Annotated in this window: 23 protein-coding genes; 17 read left to right on the top strand and 6 right to left on the bottom strand. The window is 67.1% G+C overall.

Translation table 11 applies throughout. The annotated features are described in order from the left end of the window. Nucleotides 1–122: 122 nt before the first annotated feature. Nucleotides 123–1,409, bottom strand: a complete 1,287-nt coding sequence (locus tag FO470_RS09135; protein ID WP_144342612.1) for a flavin-containing monooxygenase — start codon at nt 1,407–1,409, stop codon at nt 123–125. 344 nt (nt 1,410–1,753) lie between these two features. After that, nucleotides 1,754–2,917 (bottom strand): branched-chain amino acid ABC transporter substrate-binding protein, encoded by a 1,164-nt coding sequence (locus FO470_RS09130; RefSeq protein WP_144342611.1) that lies wholly within the window; start codon nt 2,915–2,917, stop codon nt 1,754–1,756. Between the two features lie 305 nt (nt 2,918–3,222). Here FO470_RS09130 and FO470_RS09125 point away from each other — a divergent pair, with 305 nt between their 5' ends. From FO470_RS09125 to ku (FO470_RS09075), 11 genes are all read left to right on the top strand, one after another. After that, nucleotides 3,223–4,140 carry a branched-chain amino acid ABC transporter permease gene (locus tag FO470_RS09125; RefSeq protein WP_144342610.1) on the top strand — a complete coding sequence of 306 codons (918 nt, stop codon included), beginning with the start codon at nt 3,223–3,225 and terminating at the stop codon, nt 4,138–4,140. Then, entirely contained in the window at nt 4,140–5,315 is a 1,176-nt protein-coding gene (locus FO470_RS09120; protein ID WP_144342609.1) for a branched-chain amino acid ABC transporter permease, read from the top strand. The genes FO470_RS09125 and FO470_RS09120 overlap by 1 nt, the downstream gene beginning before the upstream one ends. 2 nt (nt 5,316–5,317) lie before the next feature. Continuing rightward, nucleotides 5,318–6,130: an ABC transporter ATP-binding protein gene (locus FO470_RS09115; protein WP_144342608.1), complete on the top strand. Its 813-nt coding sequence runs from the start codon at nt 5,318–5,320 to the stop codon at nt 6,128–6,130. Beyond that, nucleotides 6,117–6,815 carry an ABC transporter ATP-binding protein gene (locus FO470_RS09110; protein ID WP_144342607.1) on the top strand — a complete coding sequence of 233 codons (699 nt, stop codon included), beginning with the start codon at nt 6,117–6,119 and terminating at the stop codon, nt 6,813–6,815. Before FO470_RS09115 ends, FO470_RS09110 begins: the two co-directional genes overlap by 14 nt. Then, complete coding sequence (gene argE / locus FO470_RS09105; RefSeq protein ID WP_144342606.1) at nt 6,812–7,960, top strand: acetylornithine deacetylase; 1,149 nt, start codon at nt 6,812–6,814, stop codon at nt 7,958–7,960. Before FO470_RS09110 ends, argE begins: the two co-directional genes overlap by 4 nt. A gap of 199 nt (nt 7,961–8,159) precedes the next feature. Next, the gene (locus FO470_RS09100; protein WP_144342605.1) at nt 8,160–9,680 is read left to right on the top strand and encodes a 4-hydroxyphenylacetate 3-hydroxylase family protein; all 1,521 of its coding nucleotides are present in this window, start codon (nt 8,160–8,162) and stop codon (nt 9,678–9,680) included. Nucleotides 9,681–9,759: 79 nt separating this feature from the next. Next, on the top strand, nt 9,760–10,173 hold the full coding sequence (locus FO470_RS09095; protein WP_144342604.1) for a RidA family protein: 414 nt from the start codon (nt 9,760–9,762) through the stop codon (nt 10,171–10,173). Nucleotides 10,174–10,192: 19 nt separating this feature from the next. Further along, nucleotides 10,193–10,867, top strand: a complete 675-nt coding sequence (locus FO470_RS09090) for a DUF1028 domain-containing protein (RefSeq protein WP_144342603.1) — start codon at nt 10,193–10,195, stop codon at nt 10,865–10,867. 109 nt (nt 10,868–10,976) lie between these two features. Then, nucleotides 10,977–11,927: a LysR family transcriptional regulator gene (locus FO470_RS09085; RefSeq protein WP_144342602.1), complete on the top strand. Its 951-nt coding sequence runs from the start codon at nt 10,977–10,979 to the stop codon at nt 11,925–11,927. A gap of 69 nt (nt 11,928–11,996) precedes the next feature. Further along, nucleotides 11,997–12,671 (top strand): HAD family hydrolase, encoded by a 675-nt coding sequence (locus FO470_RS09080; RefSeq protein WP_144342839.1) that lies wholly within the window; start codon nt 11,997–11,999, stop codon nt 12,669–12,671. Between the two features lie 85 nt (nt 12,672–12,756). Next, a complete protein-coding gene (gene ku, locus FO470_RS09075; RefSeq protein WP_144342601.1) occupies nt 12,757–13,569 on the top strand; it encodes a non-homologous end joining protein Ku in 813 nt (270 codons plus the stop codon). A 30-nt stretch (nt 13,570–13,599) separates the two neighbouring features. On the opposite strand, the gene ligD is transcribed toward ku (FO470_RS09075), so the two are convergent. After that, nucleotides 13,600–16,134 (bottom strand): DNA ligase D, encoded by a 2,535-nt coding sequence (gene ligD, locus FO470_RS09070; protein ID WP_144342600.1) that lies wholly within the window; start codon nt 16,132–16,134, stop codon nt 13,600–13,602. Between the two features lie 3 nt (nt 16,135–16,137). Then, nucleotides 16,138–17,055: a non-homologous end joining protein Ku gene (gene ku / locus FO470_RS09065; RefSeq protein ID WP_144342599.1), complete on the bottom strand. Its 918-nt coding sequence runs from the start codon at nt 17,053–17,055 to the stop codon at nt 16,138–16,140. Between the two features lie 167 nt (nt 17,056–17,222). Here ku (FO470_RS09065) and FO470_RS09060 point away from each other — a divergent pair, with 167 nt between their 5' ends. After that, entirely contained in the window at nt 17,223–17,504 is a 282-nt protein-coding gene (locus tag FO470_RS09060; protein WP_246659529.1) for a hypothetical protein, read from the top strand. A 109-nt stretch (nt 17,505–17,613) separates the two neighbouring features. Here the strand turns inward: FO470_RS09060 and FO470_RS09055 are convergent, their stop codons facing one another. Beyond that, nucleotides 17,614–17,838 carry a con-10 family general stress protein gene (locus FO470_RS09055; RefSeq protein WP_144342598.1) on the bottom strand — a complete coding sequence of 75 codons (225 nt, stop codon included), beginning with the start codon at nt 17,836–17,838 and terminating at the stop codon, nt 17,614–17,616. A 93-nt stretch (nt 17,839–17,931) separates the two neighbouring features. Continuing rightward, nucleotides 17,932–18,636 carry a L,D-transpeptidase gene (locus tag FO470_RS09050; RefSeq protein WP_144342837.1) on the bottom strand — a complete coding sequence of 235 codons (705 nt, stop codon included), beginning with the start codon at nt 18,634–18,636 and terminating at the stop codon, nt 17,932–17,934. Nucleotides 18,637–19,220: 584 nt separating this feature from the next. On the opposite strand from FO470_RS09050, the gene FO470_RS09045 reads away from it, so the two are divergent. From FO470_RS09045 to FO470_RS09025, 5 genes are all read left to right on the top strand, one after another. Beyond that, on the top strand, nt 19,221–19,592 hold the full coding sequence (locus FO470_RS09045; protein WP_144342597.1) for a helix-turn-helix transcriptional regulator: 372 nt from the start codon (nt 19,221–19,223) through the stop codon (nt 19,590–19,592). Nucleotides 19,593–19,699: 107 nt separating this feature from the next. Further along, nucleotides 19,700–20,329, top strand: coding sequence for a DUF6088 family protein (locus FO470_RS09040; protein WP_210244917.1), 630 nt, complete (start codon nt 19,700–19,702; stop codon nt 20,327–20,329). Nucleotides 20,330–20,459: 130 nt separating this feature from the next. After that, nucleotides 20,460–20,702 carry a type II toxin-antitoxin system Phd/YefM family antitoxin gene (locus FO470_RS09035; RefSeq protein ID WP_144342595.1) on the top strand — a complete coding sequence of 81 codons (243 nt, stop codon included), beginning with the start codon at nt 20,460–20,462 and terminating at the stop codon, nt 20,700–20,702. Then, on the top strand, nt 20,702–21,127 hold the full coding sequence (locus tag FO470_RS09030; protein ID WP_144342594.1) for a type II toxin-antitoxin system VapC family toxin: 426 nt from the start codon (nt 20,702–20,704) through the stop codon (nt 21,125–21,127). The genes FO470_RS09035 and FO470_RS09030 overlap by 1 nt, the downstream gene beginning before the upstream one ends. 42 nt (nt 21,128–21,169) lie before the next feature. Next, complete coding sequence (locus FO470_RS09025) at nt 21,170–22,009, top strand: protein NO VEIN domain-containing protein (RefSeq protein WP_144342593.1); 840 nt, start codon at nt 21,170–21,172, stop codon at nt 22,007–22,009. The last annotated feature ends 254 nt before the right edge of the window (nt 22,010–22,263 follow it).

Here is a 22,263-nt window from a genome sequence, read left to right as displayed (position 1 = left end):
GGTCCACGACACGAATGAAACGGCCCCGGACATCTCCGGGGCCGTTTGCTTTTGTGCGGTCGGTGAGGTGACGACGAAGCCCCCGGCCCCGCAACAGGCTCGCGAGGCCGGGGGCTCGGGAACTATGCCTTTTCGGGCGCGCGCGGCGCGGCGTCGTGATAGGCCATGTAGCTGCGCTGGATCGCGATCTGGTCCGCCAGATACTTGGCGTCGTGCCATACGCCCCAGATGAAGCTGGAGCCGCGCCGCGACTGCCAGGGCAGCCCGAGGAAGTAGATGCCCGGCTCGGTGGAGACGCCACGCTGGTGCCTCGGCTTGCCGCTCGCGTCGAAGGCGTCGACCTTCATCCAGCTGTAGTCGACGGCGAAGCCGGTGGCCCAGATGATGGTGGTGATCCCCGCCGCCGCCAGATCGAGCGAGAGGACGGGATCGGTCACGCACGGAGCGTCCGGGACGGTGGCGCGGGCGTCGGGGTCCTGCGGCAGGTCGAGGCCGTTGCGCACGACATAGGCATCCGCCTCGTCGAGCAGCGAGCGGTTGTTGGCGTCGCCCTGCGAGAGATTCTCGACCAGATCCGGGGCGAAGCGGACCACGCCGTCCTTGTACGACTCGGTCTTGCCGACGAGGACCATGCCGTCCGCGGCGAGGCGGCGGAAATCGATGGTGTGGCCGCCGCGCGCGCCGCTGACGGCGATCGTCACGTGCTCCTTGCCGGGCTCCTGGGCGGCGGCGTCCCACTTGCCGAGCACGCCCAGCCACCAGCAGAAGTCGCGGCCGCGATAGGCGCGCGGCGGGCGGTCGTGCGGGCCGACCGACAGGTAGACGCGCTTGCCCGCCCGCAGGAGCTCCTCGGCGATCTGGACGCCGGACGAGCCCGCGCCGACGACCAGCACGGCCCCCTCAGGAAGCTGGCCGGGGTTGCGGTAGCCGGTCGAGTGCATCTGCAGGATCCCGCTGTCGGCGGGAACGACGGGAGGAATGATCGGACGCTGGAACGGGCCGGTGGCGGCGACGATCCGGTCGGCCTCGATCACCCCGGTGGAGGTCTCGACGCGGAAGCCGGGACGGCCGGCGTTCCGCTCGACCTTCAGCACCTCGACGCCGCAGCGGATGGGCGCCGCGATCTTGTCGGCATAGGCGACGAAATAGTCGGCGACGGTCTCCTTGGGAGCGAAATCGTCGGGACCCACCTTGGGGTCGACCGCCGAGAATTCGAGGCCCGGAAAGCGGTCGTGCCACGCCGGGCCGTTCGCCACGAGCGAATCCCACCGCTCCGAGCGCCAGCGTTCGGCGATCCGGTGCCGTTCCAGGACGAGATGAGGCACGCCGTTCTTGCCCAGGTGCTCGCTCATGGCCAACCCGGCCTGTCCGGCGCCGATGACCAGCGTGTCTATCTTCTCAACTGACATTTGCCGTCCTTTCTGGCCTTCCAGAATTCGCGCGGGAAGTGCGGAGATCTGAGTGGCGACTTGCTTCAAATTCGGATCACGGGGCCTGGCGGCCCGCAGAACGCTGCGATGCGCCGGCACGCCTGACGTTTTCGAACCCTCTCGGGTCGAGCCTCCCCGCTCCCCGGCCGGAGCCGGGGGACCGGAAGACATCGCGATGTGCGAGGGGCGGACGAACAGGACGGCGAACGGGCCATCCCGATCATGGGCCGGGAGATCGGGTGCCGGCCCCGCCGGCACCCTCCCCGTAGGCTTTGGAAGCAGCGGCGGCACACGGAGCCTTTCCGTTCCGCCGCTGCCGCACGTCACTGACGGGTGGTCCAGACGCCGTCCTTCACTTCGCGCAGTTCGAGCACGACCTCGCGCTTGGTCTGGCCGTTCTCGTCGAAGCTGGTGTGGCCCATGGCGCCATCGAACTCGATGCCGCGAATGGCCTTGGCGATGGCCGCCTTGTCCTTGATGCCGGCGGTCTTGAGCGCCTCGATGATGATGTTCGCGGCGTCATAGGCATTCTTGGTGTAGGAACCGACCGGCTCGGCGAAGTTGGCGGCCTGATAGGCGGCCGTCATCGCGTCGAGCTTGGCGTTGCCGACTTCCTTGGCGATGCCCGAGATCGTGCCGTTCGCGGCCGAGCCGGCGATCTTCAGGAACTCGGGATCGTAGAAGCCGTCCACGCCGATCATCGGCTGGTTCATGCCGAGCTGCACCATCTGCTGGCGCACCAGCCCGGCTTCGGCCACCACGCCGCCGAAATAGATGGCGTCCGGGTTCTCGCCCTTGATCTTGGTGAGCAGGGCGCGGAAATCGGTGGTGCCCACCGGAGCGCTCTCGGCGGCGACGATGGTGCCGCCGTCAGCCTCGAAGAACTTCTTGAAGTTGGCGAGATTGGCCGCGCCGTAGTCGCTGGTGTCGGAGACGATGGCGATGCGCTTGCCGATGTTGCCCACCGCCCACTTGGCGAGCGGCGCATTGGTGTTCACCAGCGTCGTCACGACGCGCGAGACCATCGGGTTGTTCTTCTCGGTGATCTTCGGGCTGATCGCGCCCCAGACCACGAAGGGCACGTTGGCACGGCTGAACACCGGGATGGTGGCAAGCGCGACGCCGCTGTTCCAGTGGCCGGTCGCGGCGACGACCTTGGGATCGTTGGTGAGCTTCAGGGCGGCGGCGACGCCGGTCTGCGGATTGGCCGCGTCATCGAGGATGACCGGCTCGATCTTGAAAGGAAGGCCGCCGGCGGCGTTGGCCTGGTCGATCGCCAGCTGGAAGCCGTTGCGGGCGGCGATGCCCTGCTGGGCGTTGCCGCCGCTCAGCGGACCGATGAAGCCGATCTTCACGGTCTCCTGAGCCTGCAGCGGAGCAGCCCCGCCAATGCCCGCGAAGGCAAGGACGGCGGCGAGAGCGGCCAAACGCAGGGGCCGCTGGGAATGATGGGAGCGCTTCGGGCGCTCGGCAGACACGAAGGCCATGATCTTTTTCTCCTCTGGAACGGCCGGTAGGCGTGACCATTCACGGTTTGCCGGGAGGCCCGTGACCTCCCACGTGCTGAAATCTGGACTTGCCGCCGTCGGAAAGAAAATCGGAACTTTGGAACCTTTGACCTTGGATTTTCTAAATCAGGCTTCTCGCGCGCGCGAAGAGTCGAAGGCATGGCGTCCGGTCTTCAAAACATCGGACCCATTGATTTGGAAAAAACTATTCTGATCCCGCGCTGCTTTGGGGCAGTGTCCGCGCCACGCGCGACCTTAAGCAGAGCCACCCAAGAGGCCGACCCATGAGCGAGCTCTTCCTCCAGCAATTATTGAACTGGATCACCTTGGGGAGCATCTATGCGCTCATCGCCGTCGGGTTCAGCCTGTTGTTCGGCGTGCTGAACATCATCCATTTCTCGCATGGCGACGTCTCGCTGCTGGCGCCGTTCCTCGCGCTCTCCGTCATCTCCGCCATCGGCTCCGCGCTGGGGGATGCCGGCTCGCTGGGCACCTTCCTCCTCGCGCTTCTGGTCGCCATCGCCATCACCGGGGTGATCGGCGTGCTGCTGGATCTCGTGGTGATACAGAGATTCCGGCAGGCGCCCGCGATGATGGCGCTGGTGGCGACGGTGGCGCTGGGCATCGTGCTGCGCGAGCTGATCCGCCACCTTTTCCCGAACGGCAGCAACCCGCACGCCTTCCCTCGCCTCGTCGAGGGTGACGTGACCATCGCCGGCTTCACGATTCCCCTGTTCAGCGTGATGGTGATCGTCGTTTCCGTGCTCGCCGTCTGCGCGCTGTTCTTCATGCTCAACAACACGCGCCTCGGCCTGCACATCAAGGCGGTTTCGCAGGATCGCGACGCCGCCCGGCTGATGGCCATCAATCCCGGCCGCATCTTCCGCGCCACCTTCTTCGTCGCCTCGGCCATCGGCGCCATCGGCGGCCTGTTCTTCTCCAGCTATGCCGGCATGGCCCGCTTCGACTTCAGCATCGATGTCGGCCTCATCGGCTTCTCGGCCGCGGTGGTCGGCGGGCTGGGCTCGATGCCGGGCGCCATCATCGGCAGCCTGCTGATCGCGGGGCTGGACACGCTGGTCCAGGCCACCGTGCCGAACGGCGCCTCCTACCGCCTGGTGTTCGTCTTCCTGCTCGTCATCGGCGTTCTGGTGTTCCGCCCGTCCGGGCTGATGGGACGCAGCCTTGTGGAGAAAGTCTGATGGCGGAGAGCCTGGCCCTGCCGCGCGACACGTCCAACCCGGTCGTCAGCGCCCTCACGGTGATCGCCGTCCAGCTGGCCGGCGCCCTGTTCCTGCGCCAGTTCCTGCTGATCGACGACTGGCGCCTCGTCATCGGCCTGCTGCTGCTGTTCGGCGCGGCGCTCGTGCTCATGGAACGGGTGCCGTCGCTTGAAGCGCGCGTGGAGGCCGCCTTCGCGCGCCATTCGCGCCTCGCGCTGCTGCTCGGCATCGCCATCGTGCTGGCGTTCCCCTTCGTGCTCGAAGGGAACACCTATGCACTGCACCTGTGCGTCATCTCGATGCTCTACGCGGTGCTCGCGCTGGCCCTGAACTTCCAGCTCGGCAGCGCCAACATCCCGAACTTCGCCACCGGCGCCTCCTACGGCATCGGCGCCTATGCGTCGGCGCTGCTGGCTCTGAACTTCGGCGTCAGCTTCTGGCTGGCGCTGCCGGTAGCCGCGGTCGTGGCGACTATCTTCGGCTTCCTGCTCGGCATCCCCTCGATGCGCACGCGGGACAGCTACCTGGCCCTCGTCACCATCGCCTTCGGCGTGGTGATCCACCAGCTCCTGAACAATCTGGAATTCACCGGCGGCCCGAACGGCCTCGTCGGTATTCCCGCCCCCGAGCTGTTCGGCCACTCCTTCGCCTCCCCGCTGGTGATCTTCGGCCAGGAACTGCCGTCGCAGGCGAACTTTTACTACCTCTCGGCGCTGCTGGTGCTGATCTCCATCGTCTTCGCCCGACGCCTGCACGATTCCCGCGTCGGCCTCGCCTGGAACGCGCTGCGCACCGACGAGCTGGCGGCGCGCTGCCAGGGCATCAACGTCACCTGGTACAAGGTGCTCGCCTTCGCGGTGGACGCCTTCCTCGCCGGCTTCGCGGGCACGATCTACGCCTTCTATGTGGGCTTCATCTCGCCGGACAACTTCACCTTCTTGGTCTCGGTCACCATCATGACCATGGTGATCGCCGGCGGCATGGACAACATTCTCGGCGTCATCGTCGGCGCCTTCCTGCTGACGCTGCTGCCCGAGAAGCTGCGCGCCTTCTCCGACTACCGGATCCTGTTCTTCGGCGTGACCGTCATCGTCTTCCTGATGATCCGTCCCCAGGGCCTCTTCCCTCAGCGCCTGCGTCGCTACGGACACTGACCATGGGCCTTACTGCCTCCTCCCCCGTCGTCCTCGAGGGCGAAAACCTCACCATGCGCTTCGGCGGCCTCGTCGCCATGGCGGAAGTCGCCTTCACGCTGAAGCGCGGCGAAATCCTCGGCATCATCGGGCCGAACGGCGCCGGCAAGTCGACGCTGCTGAACATCATCACCGGCATCTACATCCCGTCCTCGGGCGAGGTGCGGCTGGAGGGCGAGCGCCTGAACGGCGTTCCCGCGCACAAGATCGTCGCGCGCGGCATCGCCCGCACCTTCCAATCGAGCCGGCTGTTCGGCGACCTCAGCGTGCTCGACAACGTGATCATCGGCCGCCACACCCACACGAAGGCGGGCGTGTTCGACGCCATCTTCCGGCGCGGGCGCGCCAAGGCGGAGCTGGACGCCGCCGCCGCCCATGCCGAGACGCTGCTGAAGAGCGTCTCGCGCGGCCTGCACGAGCAGCGCCACCGCCCGGCCGGCGAACTGGCGCAGGCGGACCGTCGGCGCCTGGAAATCGCGCGGGCGCTCGCCACCGATCCCAAGGTGCTGCTGCTGGACGAGCCCTCCTCCGGCATGGACGACGCCGACACCGACGCGCTGATGGACGACATCCGCGCCGTGTGCGCCCAGCGGCCCGATCTCGCGCTCATGATCATCGAGCACGACATGCGGCTCGTGGCGAGCCTGCCGCACCGGGTGATGGTGCTCGATTACGGGCAGAAGCTGGCCGACGGGCCCTATGAGGAGATCCGCAAGATACCGCGGGTTCAGGAAGCCTATCTCGGACGCAAGGCGGCGCAGCATGCTGGAGCTTGACAAGGTCGACACCAATTACGGCGTCGTCGCCATGTTGCGCGACGTCTCCTTCAAGGTCGAGGCCGGCGAGGTGGTCTGCGTTCTCGGCCCCAACGGCGCCGGCAAGACCACGACCTTCCGCGCCATCTCCGGCCTGCTGCCGCTGGCCGGCGGCCGCATCCGCATCATGGGGCAGGAGCTCGCGGCGACGCGGACCGAAGCGCTGAGTGCGCTCGGCATCGGCTTCGTGCCGGAAGGCCGCCGCCTGTTCGCCGACATCAGCGTGCGCGACAATATCCGCCTCGGCTTCGAGGCGCAGCGGGCTGAGGGACGCTTCGCCGACCGGCTGGAGGCCATGCTGGAGCTGTTCCCGCGGGTGCGCGAGCGCATCAGCCAGCGCGCCGGCACGCTCTCCGGCGGCGAGCAGGCGATGGTGGCGCTGGCGCGCGCGCTGATCGGTGCGCCGAAGCTCGTCATCATGGACGAGCCCTCGCTCGGGCTTTCGCCGAAGCTGATCGACGAGTATTTCGACACGGTCGCGGAGATCAACCGGCGCGGCACGACGGTGCTGCTCATCGAGCAGAACGCCGAGACCGCCCTGTCGATCGCCCATCGCGGCATCATGCTGGTAAAGGGGCGCGTGGTCGCCTCCGGCAAGGCTTCCGAGCTGCTGGAGAACGACGCGGTGCGTCATCTGTACCTATGAATACGCTCGAGCTTCTCGACCGGCTGATCGCCTTTCCGACCGTCAGCCGCGATCCCAACCGCGAGCTGATCGCCTTCGTGCATGATTTCCTCGCCGCGCGCGGCATCGAGGCGCAGATCGTCGCGACGCCGGACGGGCGCAAGGCCAACCTCTTCGCCACGATCGGCCCGGCCGACAGGCCCGGGATCATGCTCTCCGGCCATACGGACGTCGTGCCGGTGGAAGGCCAATCCTGGAGCAGCGATCCGTTCCGCCTGCGGGTCGAGGACGGGCGCGCCTATGGGCGCGGCACCGCCGACATGAAGGGCTTCGTCGCCGCGGCGCTCGCTCTCGCCGAGCGGGCGGCGGGGCGCGAGCTTTCAACGCCGCTGCACCTCGCCCTCAGCCATGACGAGGAAGTCGGCTGCGTCGGCGTGCGCTCGCTGATCGAGCGCATGGAACAGGCGCCGGTGCGCCCGCACATGTGCATCGTCGGCGAGCCGACCGCGCTGCGCATCGCCACGGGCCACAAGGGCAAGCTGGCGGCGCGCGCCACCTGCTGCGGCGTGGAAGGCCATTCCGCGCTCGCCCCCAAGGCGCTCAACGCGATCCATCTGGCCTGCGACTTCGTCGGCGTGCTGCGCGAGCAGCAGGACCGTCTCGCCACTGAGGGCGCGCGCGATCCCGACTACGACATTCCCTACACGACGGTACATGCCGGGGTGATCGGCGGCGGCACGGCGCTCAACATCGTACCGAACCGCTGCACGGTCGATTTCGAGATCCGCAATATCGCGCAGGACGACGCCTCGCAGATCCTGAACCGGCTGATGGACGGCGCCGCGAAGCTGGTCGAGCAGCGCAAGGGCGCGTTTCCGCAGGCCGACATCGTGGTCGACGTGGTGAACACCTATCCCGGCCTCGCCACGCCGGCCGACGCGCCGATCGTCGATTTCGTGCGGCTTCTGGTCGAGGATCCCGCGACCTTCAAGGTGGCCTTCGGCACGGAAGGCGGGCTGTTCGATAGCCGCCTTTCCATCCCGACCGTCATTTGCGGGCCGGGCTCCATGGATCAGGGGCACAAGCCGGACGAGTTCATCAGCCTCGACCAGCTCGCCTCGTGCGACCGCATGATGGACCGCCTGCTCGACCGGCTGGCCGCCTAGGCCTGCCGGCCTTCTTCCACGGCACCGCCTGCCTAGGAAGAGTGTCGCACCGAAGGCCGGATGCTTCGGCCTTTCCGAAGCAAGGGGCCGGAAACGAATATTTCCCTTGGTACCGGCACCGCGCCAAGATCGGGCCCATGGACGCACAGTCGCCGGCCGGACCGCCCCGGGATCCCTGCCACTCCATAAAGGTCACCTCATGATCCGCACGGGCGCGCAGTATCTCGAGTCGATCCGCGACGGCCGCGAGGTCTACATCAACGGCGAACGGGTGAAGGACGTGCCGTCCCACCCCATGTTCAAGCCGCTGGTCGATATCCGCGCGCGCATCTACGACATGCAGTGGGACGCCAAGACCCGCGACGTGATGACCTTCACCCAGGACGGCGAGGTCAACGGCATCGGCAACAAACTGCCCATCACCCAGCAGGACTGGTGGGACAAGCGCCGCGCCACCGACTGCGTGCTGCAGGACGTCGGCGGTGTCGTCACCCGCGTCGGGGACGAGGCCGTCGGGGAGATGTGGTCGCTGTTCGACGGGCAGGACGTGCTCAACGAGGTCGACCCGCGCTTCTCCGAGAACATCCGCAACCACATCGACAAGGTGCTGCACACCGACCCGTTCCACGTCTCGGCCAACACCGACCCGAAGGGCGACCGCTCCAAGCCCCCGCAGGAGCAGGACCCGGACATGCTGCTGCATGTGGTGAAGGAGACGGATGCCGGGATCGTCGTGCGCGGGGCGAAGTTCGAAACCGCCGCCGCCTACGCCAACCAGGCCTTCACCAAGCCCACCATCGCGAACTGGGGCGACAGCGCCTATTCGGACTATGCGGTGGGCTTCATCTGCGATCTCGGCTCGCCGGGCATCAAGTTCATCTGCCGCACCGGCTTCGCCGGGCAGAAGCCCATCGAGGACTATCCGGTCTCCAACCGTTTCGACGAGGTGGACGCCCTCGTCATCTTCGACGACGTGCTGATCCCCTGGGAGAACGTGCTGTTCTACCGGCACACCCGGGCGGCGATGTTCATCCGCGCGACGCTGCACCGCTATTCGGCCTTCGCCTTCGTGCAGCGCAACCTGATGTTCGCCGACATGCTCATCGGCGCGGCCCTGTTCAACGTGCGCCAGACCGGGCTCGACCGGCAGCAGGCGGTGCAGGAGAAGCTCTCCCAGCTCGCGGTCTACCGGGAGGGCATCAACGCCCACCTGACCGCCGCCGTCACCCTCGCCGAGCGCTCGCCCGGCGGGCTGCTGATGCCGAACCAGTCGCTGCTCTATGCCGGGCGGGTGCTGGCCTGCTCGCAACTCCACGAGATGATGCACATCGCGCGCGAGCTGTGCGGCGGCCAGATCTGCGTGACGCCGGACGCGGCGGCTTTCGCCCACCCGGACACCAAGCCCTGGCTCGACAAGTTCTATACCGTCAACGAGGACTGGGTGGCGGACGACCGGCGCAAGCTGCTGGCCTTCGCCCGCGACATCCTGAACTCGGACCATGCGGGCCACCGCCTGACCTTCCAGCTCTTCGCCCAGTCCCCGCCCTTCGCCCATCTGGCCGCGGTCTACCGCAACTTCGATTGGGACGGCCCGCTGGAACTGGTGAAGAAGTCCGCCGGCCTTTCCGACCGGGTGCTGGGAACCGCGACGCGAACGGCCGGCGACAGCGCCATTTCCCGATGGTTCGACCCGTCCATGAACCGCGCGGCGGCCGAGTGAGCCGCCCCCGAGCGCGGAACTGAAGACGGACCGCCCCGACACTGCCTTCCACGACCTGACGTCACTTCGAGGTAATGAAATGATCCATCGCCGCATCCGCCCGTTCAACACCGCCAAGACCTATCCCGAGCAGCGCCTCGACAACGATCTCGCCCAGGCGGTCGTCGCGCGCGGCGCCACCATCTTCCTGCGCGGCCAGTGCCCGCAGGATCTCGACACGGCGGAAGACGTGGGCATCGGCGACCCCGTCGCCCAGACCCACAAGGTGATGCAGAACATCCGCCAGCTCGTCCAGGAGTCCGGCGGCACGATGGAGCATGTGTGCAAGCTGGTGGTGTATCTCACCGATGTGCGCCATCGCGAGGCGGTCTACCGCACCATGGGCGAGTACATCAAAGGCGTGCACCCGGTGTGCACCGGCCTCGTCGTGGTCGCCCTCGCCCGCCCCAGCTGGCTGGTCGAGATCGACGCCACGGCCGTGATCCCGGATTGATGGCGTCTGGATCGAAGCCATGACCTTCTCCATCGCCGCGCGCTGCGCGAAGACGGGCCGCTTCGGCATCGTCATCTCCTCCTCATCGCCGGCGGTGGCCGCCCGCTGCGCCCATGTGCGCGCGGGCGTCGGCGCCGTGTGTTCCCAGAACATCACCGACCCGCGGCTGGGGCCCGCGGCGCTCGACCTGATGGCGCTCGGCGCTTCCGCGCCGGCCGCACTCGAGGCGCTGGCCAGCTCGCGTGCCCATATCGACCACCGCCAGCTCACCGCCGTCGATGCCGCCGGCCGGACCTCCACCTTCTCCGGCTCCGGTACGCTCGGCACCTGGGGCGTGGCGGAGGGACGCGATTGCGTGGCCGCCGGCAACCTGCTCGCCGCCCCCACCGTGCCCGCCGCGATGGTGGCGGCGTTCGAGGCGGCGGAAGGAGAGCTGGGCGACCGGCTGATCGCCGCCCTTCAGGCCGGCCTTGCCTCCGGGGGCGAAGCCGGGCCCGTCCACTCCGCCGGCCTGCTGATGGCGGGAGAGGAAGCCTGGCCCATCGCCGACCTGCGCGTGGACTGGGACGAGACCGACCCGATCGGCCGTCTCGCGGCGCTGTGGGAACTCTACAAGCCGCAGATGGAGGCCTATGTGCAGCGGGCGCTGGAGCCGGTGGCGGCACCGAGCTACGGCGTTCCCGGCGACGAGTAGTTCCCTCCGACGGCCGAAGCCGGGCTCCCTTCGGCGGGCCCGGCTTCGCGCAAGCTCCCCGCGCGGGGACAACTCGCGCGGCGCCTCGGAACAGGGTATGGAACCCTCCATGCGCTACACGCTGAGGCAGCTCGAATATTTCATCGCCGCCGGCGAGACCGGCTCGATCACGCTCGCTTCCGAGCGCATCAGCATTTCCCAGCCGTCCATCTCCACGGCGATCAGCCATCTGGAGCAGGAGCTCGGGGTCCAGCTCTTCGTCCGCCATCACGCTCAGGGCCTGTCGCTGACGCCCGTGGGGCGCAAGCTGCTGGCCGAGGCCAAGCATCTGATCGAGCAGGCGGAGGGCCTTTACGCCGTCGCCTCGGAGGCTACCGATCAGGTACGCGGGCAGCTCTCGGTCGGCTGCATGGTGACGCTGGCGCCGATGATCATCCCGGAGCTGTCCCACGGCTTCATGTCGGCTTTTCCCGGCACGCAGATCCGCCATGTGGAAGCGAACCAGGAATGGCTGCTCGAAGGGCTGCGGCGGGCCGAGATCGACATCGCCGTCACCTACGACCTGCAGATTCCCGACGGCATCGCCTTCACGCCGCTGGCCAGCCTGCCGGCGCATGTGGTGGTGAGCGAGGCGCATCCCTTCGCGCGGCTCTCCGCCGTCAGCCTGCAGGAACTGGCCGAGCAGCCGCTCATCCTCCTCGACCTGCCGCTCAGCTCCGAATATTTCCTCGCGCTGTTCCTGAAGGAAGGCCTGCAGCCGAAGATCCATTCGCGCTCCGCCCATCAGGAGGTGGTGCGGACCATGGTGGCCAACGGCTACGGCTACACCCTCGCCAATGTGCGCCCCCGCTCGGACCTCGCGCTCGACGGCCGGCGGGTGGTGAAGGTGCGCCTCGCCGGCGACCACCGGCCGATGGTGATCGGCACCGCCACGGTCTCGCAGTTCAAGAAATCCCGCCTGCTGCAGGCGTTCGAGACCCATTGCCGTTCCTTCATCTCCGACGCGTATATTCCCGGCATGGTGGCGCCGGCGGTCGAGCGCCGGATGAAAAAGCCGTAGCCCGCCCTACCTCCCCTCATCGGGCCCGGCCCGGCGAAGGCCGGGATGTCTCAATCGCGAGGTGTCGAGATGCATGTGAAGACGAGCTTTCTTTTCGACCTCGACGGGACGCTGGTCGACAGCGTCTACCAGCACGTCGCCGCGTGGAAGGAAGCTCTGGACCAGGAGGGCATCGAGCTGTCCTTCTGGCGCATCCACCGCAAGATCGGCATGAGCGGCGGCCTCTTCACCAACCAGCTGCTGCGCGAGACGCAGGTGGAGATCAGCGACGAGCGGATCGACCGCCTTCGCCGCCGGCATGCGGAAGCCTACAACCGGCTGTCGGGCACGGTCCGCCCGCTGCCGGGAGCACGCGCGCTGCTGTCGACGCTGACGGCCAACGGCATCGACTGGGCGATCGCGACCAGCGGCCGGATGGAGACCGCGGCGCCCAACATCGCCGCGCTCGGCATCGACCCGAGCGCCGTGCCTATCGTCACCCGCGATCAGGTCCGCTACGCCAAGCCGGACCCCGACCTGTTCCTCGCGGCGGCCGAGCGGCTGGGCGTCGACATCCGCACGACGGCGGTCGTCGGCGACAGCATATGGGACATGCTGGCGGCGGTGCGGTGCGGCGCGCTCGGGATCGGCCTGCTGTCGGGCGGCTATGGCGACGCCGAGCTGCGGGGCGCCGGCGCCTATCGCGTCTTCGAGGACCCCGCCGACCTGCTGGGCCATCTCGACGAGGTGGGCGGCCGGCTCTGACGCGGTTCCCGAATTCGGGAACCTCCGCCGGCCTCGCCGCTTGTTCCCCCAACACGCATGAACGTGTCGCGGAAGGGCAGCGCCCATGGCATCACGCGGCTTCTGGAAGGGCTATCTCAAGCTCTCGCTCGTCACCTGCCCGGTGGCCATGACGCCGGCGACCGGCGAGGCGGAGAAGATCCGGTTCCATACGCTGAACAAGGCGACCGGAAACCGGGTCGAGGGCATCTATATCGACGCCGAAAGCGGCAGGCGGGTCGATGACGACGACCAGGCGCGCGGCTACGAGCGCGAACCGGGAAACTACGTTGTCATCGAGGACGACGAACTCGATGCCGTTGCGCTGGAAAGCACGCGCACCATCGACATCGAGACCTTCGTGCGCGCCGACAGCATCGAATGGCTCTGGTACGACAAGCCGCACTTCCTCATGCCGGACGATCCCGTCGGCGAGGAAGCCTTCGCCGTCATCCGCGAGGCGATGGCCCTGACCGGCACGGTCGGCCTTTCCCGGCTGGTGATGTACCGGCGCGAGCGCCCGGTGATGCTGGAGCCGCGCGAGCGGGGCATCGTGCTGTGGACCCTGCACTATGCGGACGAGCTGCGCGCGCCGGAGGGCTATTTCGAGGACATCGACGGCAAGGCGGACCCGGATCTCGTCGGCCTCGTCTCCCGGCTGATCGACCGGCGCACCCGCGACTGGGACAGGACGCTCGTGCACGATCCCCTGCAGGAGAACCTGCGGGCGCTGATCGAGGACAAGAAGAAGCGCCGGCGTCCCACCAAGGCACGGCGCGGGCGCGGCGGCGGCGAGACGCCCACCAACGTCGTGGACATCACGGCGGCGCTGAAGAAGAGCCTCGCGGCCGAAGAAGCGCGCAAACGCCCCGGCAAGTGACCCGCATGCCCCACCCGCGCGCCGACGGCGTCAGGGCGTGCGCCGCTTGCCGCCGGCAGCGGAGGGCAGCGGCGCGGCGGCCCTGCGGAAGCCGCTCCACGGATCGGACGACAGGTTGGCGAGGCGCGACGGCGCGGTGTCGAGCGTGAACTGCGCCGCGCCCGTCAGTTGATCGAGCTCTTCCCACGCCACCGGCATGGCGACCGCCGCACCGGGCCGGGCCCGCACGCCATAGGGGGCAATCGCCGTCGCGCCGCGCGCATTGCGCAGATAATCCACGAAGATGCGGCCCTTGCGCCGGGCCTTGGTGGCCACGGCGATGTAGCGCTGCGGATCGTCCGCCTCCATCGCCTCGGCGATGCCTTTGGCGAAGTCCTTCACCGCGTTCCACCCGGCCTTCGGCTCCAGCGGCACGACGACGTGCAGGCCCTTGCCGCCGGACGTCTTGACGAAGGTCGGCAGTCCCACCGCCTCCAGCCGGGCGCGCACCTCGCGCGCACCGGCAACGACGTCGGACCACGCGACATCCTCGCCGGGATCGAGATCGAAGATCATCGTGTCCGGCCGCTCGATATCCGCCAGCGGCGCGCCCCAGGGATGGATTTCCAGCGCGCCGGCCTGCACCAGCGCCGTCAGGCCGTCGAAATCGTCGATGACGAGCAGTTCCTCGCCGTCCGTGTCCTTCTTCACCTTGATCGCGCGATTGATGCCGCGCCAGGAGTGCTTCTGGAAGAAGCAGGCCTGGGCAATGCCGTCCGGACAGCGCAACAGGGCCAGCGGGCGCGCGACGATGAAGGGGGCGATGAAAGACCAGACCTGCGCGTAGTAATCCGCGAGGCCCTGCTTGGTGACGCCGTCTTCCGGCCAGTAGATGCGATCCGGATGGGTGAGCTTCACCCCGCTGCGCGGCATCTTCCCCTCCCTGGCAGGCGCCCCCTGCGCCGCAGGCCCATCCTCGCGCACGATCTCACGCGCCGGCTTGTCCTCGCGCAAGCCCCGGAAGGCCGCGTGGCGCAGATGCTGCTCGCCGGTCCAGCCGCGGAACTCGATCTCCGCGACCAGCTCGGGCGTGACATAGGCGACGCCGCGCCGCTCCTCCGCCGAGAGCGACCCGGCAAAGGGGCTGCGGTCGCGCTCCAAGGTGGACAGGCGCTCGCGCAGCTCGCGCGCCACGCGCTGGGAGAAGCCGGTGCCCACGCGGCCCACATGGCGCAGCCGGCCATCCTCGTACACGCCCAGCACCAGCGAGCCGACGGCGCCCTTCTGCGCGGTCGAGGGCACGAAGCCGCCGATGACGAATTCCTGCCGGAAGGCGCATTTGGACTTCAGCCAGTCCTTGCCCCGGCCGGAACGGTAGGGCGAGGCCATGCGCTTGGACACCAGCCCCTCGAGGCTGAGGCGGCAGGCGTGGCGCAGCATGGTGGGGCCGTCGACCTCGAAGGGCTCGCTCAGCCTCAGCGGCGGCGGCGCGCTTTCCATCACCTTCGCCAGAGCCTCCTTGCGGACCCGCAGCGGGCTGTCGCGCAGGTCGCGGCCGTCGAGAAAGAGGAGGTCGAAGACGTAGAAGACGAAGCGGTCGCGCCGACCTTCGGCAAGGTCCTGCTGCAGAAGGGAGAAGTTCGAGGCGCCGGCCTCGGTCTCCACCACCAGCTCGCCGTCGATCAGCGCCGTCTCGACGGGCAGCTTTCCCAGGGCAGCGACGAGCGCAGACCCGAAGCGCCCGGTCCAGTCGAGACCGGACCGGGTGAGCAGCCGGACCCGCTTTCCCGGGGAGGCAGAGGCGTCGATGCGGGCTTCCAGGCGATAGCCGTCAAACTTGATCTCGTGCAGCCAGCCCTTGCCGCCGGGAGTCGCGGCGACCAGCGTCGCCAGCTCCGGCTCGACGAAATCCGGCATCGGGGCGGCGGGGATTGAGGCGGCGGTGATCGAGGCAGCCTTGCCGATGACGCCGGGCCGCGCGGCGGCGCGTTTCCGCGCCCGGCCGCCGCGATGGGCGGGCGCGCCCTGCGCGATCTCGTCCATGCTGCGGCCGGTCTTCACCGATTCCGGCCGCTCGTCGAGAATGTCGGCCGCGCCTTCCGGCCGGGCCGCCTCGTCCTCGCCCTTGATCAGCAGCCAATTGTCCGCCTTCTCGCCGCGCCGGGGATGCATGCGCACGAGATGCCAGCGGCCGCCGAGTTTCTTTCCGTGCAGCTCGAATTCCAGATGGCCCTTGGCGTAGCCGGCATGCGGATCGCCGACCGGCGTCCAGCGGCCGGTGTCCCACAGCATCACCGTGCCGCCGCCATACTGGCCCTTGGGGATCGTGCCCTCGAAGCTTCCATAGTCCAGCGGGTGATCCTCGACGTGGACGGCGAGGCGCTTCTCGCCGGGGACGAGGCTGGGGCCGCGCGTCACCGCCCAGCTCTTGAGCACGCCATCCATCTCCAGCCGCAGATCGTAATGCAGGCGGCGGGCGGCGTGCTTCTGGATCAGATAGGCGTGTCCCGCGCGGGAAGCGGGCGCGCCGCGAGGCTCGGAGGTGAGGGAAAAGTCGCGCTTGCGGCGGTAGACGTCGAGCGGCATGGCCTATCCTGCCCTGCGGGCCAGAGCCTTGCGCGCGACCGTCTTGCGCGCGGCTGTCTTGCGCGTGGACGATTTGCCGGCGGAAGACTTGCCGGCGGAAGACTTGCCGGCGCGCGTCGCCGCCTCTCCCTTCGCGCCCTCCTTGCCGGAAAGCCCGGCGCTGCGCCGGAGCGCGTCCATCAGGTCCACCACCTTGCCGCGTGCCGGCTCCTTCGGCACGGCGATCTTCCGCCCCTCGATCTTGGCGCGGACAAGTTCGGCGAGCGCGTCGTCGTAACGGTCGACGAAGGTTTCCGGCTGGAAGGTCCCCATCCTGGTGTCGATGATGTGCCGGGCGAGATCGAGCATTTCGCCCTCGATCTTCACGTCGGGAATATCCTCGAAGGCCTCGGCCACCGAGCGGACCTCGTAGTCATAGTTCAGCGTGGTGGCGACGATGCCCTGATCATAGGCCCGGATCAGCAGCGAACGCGGGCGCCGGAACAGCACTCCCCTCGCCAGCGCCGCGACCTGCTTGCGGCGCAGCCCCTCGCGGATGACGGCGAAGCCCGTGCGCGAGACCTCATCCGCCGGGCGCAGATAATACGGGCGGTCGAAATAGAGATCGTCGACCTCGCCACAGGGGATGAAGCCCTCCACGGACAGGGTCTTGTCGCCTGCCGGCACCACGGCGGCGATCTCCTCGGGATCGAGCGTCACATACTCGTCCGAGGCGATCTCGTAGCCCTTCACCTGATCCGCCCGCTCGACCTCCTTCCGCGTCTCGGGGTCGATGAAGCGACGGTTCAGCGCGTGGCCCGTGCGGCGGTTCACCATGTGCAGGCGCACGCGCTCGCTGGTCGAGACGGCGGTGTAGAGCGCCACCGCGCAGACCACTTCGCCGAGCTTGAGATAGCCTTTCCAGGTCGCGCGCAGGGACACGCACTCCTCCCTTCGAGCCCCGGGGACGGACCGGACGCCGGAGCCTTCGTCGACCGATAAGGCGCGAAGCCGTCGCGATGTTCCCACCGCTTTGCGCGAACCACGGCAAACGGCAGATGCGTGGCACCGGCCACGGCCCGGAACCGCCGAGGGTGCCGGGCCGTTTCATGTTCGAGGTGCAGGAGGAAGCGATGCGGACGGCACGGCGAATCCCGCAGGACATTTATCGTATCCGCGGCAATGAGACGGACTGGCAGGTCGAGCTCAACGGACAGATCGACAGGAGCTATGCCAGCAAGCAGGCCGCCTTCGAAGGCGTCGTCGCGGCCGCCTCAACGGCCATGCGCGAGGGGCATGAGATCGTCATTCTCGTGCCGGCATCGCGGCCGGGCGAAAGGGCGTTCGCCGAGGAGGATTCCGGCGGTATTCCCTGGTCGTCCCTGACGTAGTTCGGGACAGGACCGCCACCACGCCCGAGCGATCGAATGTCAAAGGGTCGCCCGGCACATGCCGGGACGACCCCTGAAAGCCTGTGATGGAAAGGCTTTGCTGCGACGGTCAGTGCTGGCCGCCCTTGTGCCCGGCGTCGCGTGCACGCTCCCGGTCATTGGTGAGATTGCCGGGTTTGCCGTGCTGCCCGCCCTGCTGGCGCTGTTCGTCGCCGGACTGGCTGTGCTGCTGGCCGCTGCGGGAGTGTTCCCCGCCCTTGCGGCCGGCTTCGCTGGCGCGTTCACGATCTTCGGCAAAATTGCCGGAGCCGCCGCGATGCTGCGTGTTCGCCATTTCGACTCTCCGTTCAGGTTTTAGCCCCGGGAGGTCAACGGGTCAGAATGCCGGCCGTTCCAAGGTAAAATCGGCGGGCCGAGGCGAACGCGGCTATGCCGGCAGGACGACCACCTTCGTCTTCACCGGCGTGCGGTCGTACAGGTCGATCATGTCCTGGCTGAGCAGGCCCACGCAGCCGCTGGTGATCCCCGAGCCGATCGTCTCGGGGGCGCTGGTGGCGTAGATGGTGTAGAGCGTGTAGGCGCCGTTCTGATAGAGATAGAGTGTGCGCGCACCGAGCGGATTGTCGAGGCCACCCGGCATGCCGCGGGCGTATTTCGCCGCTTCCGGCTGGCGCTGGATCATCTCCTTGGGCGGGGTCCAGACCGCCCATTCGCCCTTGCGCCCGACATAGGCGTCACCGCTCCACCGGAACCCGTCGCGGCCGACATTGGCGCCGTAGCGGGTGGCCATCCCGTCACCTTCAATGCGATAAACGTAGTATTTGCTGGGGTCGACGATGATCGTCCCGGGCTCTTCCTTCGTCTCGTAGCGAACGGTCCGGCGGTAATATTTCCGGTCGACCTTGCTGACATCGACCGCCGGTATCGGGAACTTCTCACTGGGCACCGGCCCGTAGACTTTCTCGGCCTCGGCGAGGCTCATGCCATCGGGCGTCGCGCATCCGGCCAGTCCGAAAGCGCCGAGACCGACGGCCGAGCCGACCAGAAACGACCGGCGGCTGAGAAGCGCGGCCCGATGCCCGGCCAGAGCGATGTCGCCACCATTGCCGGTATCGGCGCCCTCAACATCCATGTTCATGATTTCGGAACTTCCTGTGTCCTGCAGCCCGACGCGACAATGCCCAGCATATTGCCCATCAAGCATCCTGCTGGACTGAGATTGCCGGCACGGGCCTCGACTGACAAGCCGGAGCTCGCCTCGGCGAATTCAGCGGCATTCTATGGCGCAACGCGCGCTATGAACCCGCTTCCCGACCCGCTGTCAACGCTCCGGCGGCCGACGCATCCGGAATTGAAACAGGCAGGGGCGGTAGCGACACGGCAGCGAGAACCGCCGCCGTTCGTATCCGTCACTCCCACTCGATTGTTCAGGGCCATGTCAACAACTTGAATTTGTTAGAGAAAATATTTTCTCGCCCAAATACTACCGCCCCAAGGCCCGTCAGAATTCTACAGTCTTGATTTCGTTGACGGATTTCGACCGACCTCCGCGAGCTATCTATCGACTACTATCGGCTCTCGGCATGCCTCTCCAGGTCTGACGTTCGAAGCGCGAGCGCGCTCAAAAAGTACCGTCAGGCCTCGATCCAACGATAGCTACGCGACCGGAGAAAACCAAACCTGCATCAAACCTCCTCCAACCACAGGAGGATAGACATGACCAAGAAGCCAAGCCGCGTACGCATCCTGATGATGCCCTATCAGGACGACGACGACCAAGACCCGACGGGATACGCCGGTCCCGCCACCGTGCTGACCGGGCTACCACGAACGATCCGGCGCCATGAGCTCCGGCTGATCGTACCGCTCGCTGACAGCACGATCTACGAGATGGAGAAACGCGGAGAATTCCCGCGCCGCTTCAATCTCTCGCCGCGATGCATCGTTTGGGACCTGGAGGAGGTCGAAACGTGGCTGGAGGCACGCCGCCAGGCCTGTTTTGAGGGCCGGGCGAAGATCGCGCCCGGACCGGATGTCAATCAGCGCAAGACCCGGCCGGTAAAGCCTACTGACGGCTCTGCGGACTGAAACGGGAACCACCGCATCTCAAGGTGCGGTGGTTCCATCCGCCTCCGTTGGGAGGCGGGACCGCGACGTCGTTGTATGTCAGAAAAAATAGGTATATTTTCTGACATATGGATCGGCCGAGCTCCTCAACGCCCAACAGGATCTTGGCCCGAGCCTTGGCCAGCGGACGAGGAAGCGTGTTCACGCCTAGCGACTTCCTCGATCTCGCCGAGCGCCCCACTGTCGACCAGGCCCTCTCTCGCCTTGCAAGCAGCGGCAAGCTGCGCCGCCTGTCGCGAGGCCTCTACGATCTGCCCAAGCTCCATCTCAGGCTCGGACAGCTTTCCCCGGACCCGGACGATGTAGCACGCGCTTTGGCGCGGGAGACGGGTTCGAAGGTGCAGGTCGCCGGCGCCCGCGCAGCCCATCTGCTCGGGCTGACGACCCAGGTGCCAGCTCAGACCAATTATCTAACCGACGGACCGTCTCGGCGGGTTGCCCTCGGGAAGCGTGTGGTCGACCTACGTCATGCGTCGCCCAAGCACCTGATCCTTCCGGGAAATGCAGCAGGTACCATCGTTCAAGCCCTTCGCCATCTCGGTCCGACACGAGCTGATGATGTCGCTCAGATCGCCGCTCGATCATTGTCTGTGACCGACAAGAAGCGGCTTGCCGCGTCGGTTCGTCAGGCGCCGGCCTGGATGCGGCCGGCGCTGTTGGAGATCACGGCCGTCGGGCCTGAGGATGGGCCGAAATGAGCTTCCTGAACCGACGTGGCCAAGTAGCCTTTCCGGTTGAAGCATCAGAACATGCAACGTCGAAGAGCCTATCGCTGGAATTCTTAAGCTCGATACGCTATATGACCATCTACATGGTCAGGAGCGTGACATGGATGCGATCAATCTGGCGGACGCCAAAGCCCATCTGAGCGAACTGGTCGACCGGGTCGAAGCGGGCGATTCGATCGACATCACCCGTCGCGGCAAGCCGGTTGCGCGGCTCACCGCCGTGGCCAGACCTCGCAAGCCGATCGACGCCGCGTTGCTTCAAACGCTGACGGCGGCAATGCCACCGCAGTCTCAGAGCGCCGCCGATCTCGTGCGCTCGATGCGGGATGGCGACCGCTACTGATGCTCTATCTCGATACGTCGCTGATCGTCGCGGCGCTCTCCAACGAAGCGATGACGCCGCGTGTTCAGGCGTGGCTGTCAGAGCAGGACCCGGCCCAGCTTCTGATCAGTGACTGGACCGTCACCGAGATGTCGTCGGCCATGGCGATCAAGCTGCGGACCGGGCAGATCAGCCTGGAACAACGCGCGGCGGCGCTCGCCATGTTCAACAAGCTGGTCGCCGAGAGCTTCACAGTGTTGCCCGTGACGGGCGGGCAATTCCGGGCGGCGGCGCGGTTTGCCGATCAGCATAGCTTGGGGCTTCGCGCGGGTGACGCTCTGCATCTTGCCGTCGCGTCGGAGCATGGCGCGACGGTGCACACGCTTGACCAGCGGCTCGCCGAGGCCGGACCGGCGCTCGGTGTGCCGGTGCAATTGCTGGCATGATCCGGGCCTCTTCCAGCTTGGCCGGCTCGCACGGGAGCTACCATGGCCGGTGACTGGTCCGACGAGCAGAATGACGCGATCGTGGCGGATTATTTCGCGATGCTTGGCGATGACATCGCCGAGCGGCCCTACAGCAAGGCTGAACATAACCGCCTCCTACAGGCGGTGATTAACCGCCCTCGCGGTTCGATCGAATATAAGCACCAGAACATCAGCGCCGTGCTCAAGGGGCTCGGGGAGGACTGGATCTCGGGTTACAAACCGGCCTTCAATTTCCAGGCCTCGCTCGTCGATGCGGTGGTGCGCTGGCTCAACCGTCATCCGGATTGGCTCGCACCAGCCACGCGGATGGCAATGGGGTCGTCGCCGTCAGCGCTTCGCGAGGAAGCAATGTTGTGGATCGGCCCGCCACCGACGCACAGCAATGCGCCGCTGCCCGACGAGCTCGAGCAGATGACCCTCATCGCCCGGAAGTACGACGTGGCTGAGCGTGATGCCCGCAATCGTGCGTTAGGCCGCGCCGGCGAGGAACGCGTTCTCGCCCATGAGCGTGCCAGCCTGCTTGCCGCCGGCCGGACCGATCTCGCCGAGCGCATCCGCTGGGTGTCGCATGTCGATGGTGATGGCGCTGGCTATGACATCCTGAGCTTCGACACCAATGGCAGCGATCGGCTGATCGAGGTGAAGACGACCAATGGCTGGGAGCGCACGCCGTTTCACATCACGCGCAATGAGCTGGCCTTAGCGAGTGAGCGGCGCGAGGATTGGCGGCTAGTGCGATTGTGGAATTTTGCCCGCGAGCCGAAGGCGTTCGAGCTGCGGCAGCCGTTGGAGGCACATGTATCGCTGATGGCGACCAACTTCCAGGCGAGCTTGTTGTAGCGGCCGAGCCCCGGCAATCGTGGGTGTATCAGGCGCAATGCCTCGAGTTGACCCATTGCAGACATTGGAAGCGTCCGCTGTCGGGCAGCTCAGCGCGTCGGCAGCGGACGCCAAAGTTGAGAATGTCCTCTTCCTGTGCGTTGGCTGACTTATGCTCGAACTATTGTCCGGCAGCATTGGCATGAAGCGCGCAGACCGGCTGATTTAAGAGCAAATTTCCTTCACCTTTATGCAGCCGTTCGATGATGTGGCGA

The organism is Ancylobacter moscoviensis, assembly GCF_007559435.1.
GTDB classification, from domain to species: domain Bacteria; phylum Pseudomonadota; class Alphaproteobacteria; order Rhizobiales; family Xanthobacteraceae; genus Ancylobacter; species Ancylobacter moscoviensis.
The sequence above is the reverse complement of the archived record's forward strand: the minus strand, read 5'-3'. Positions and strand labels throughout refer to the sequence as shown.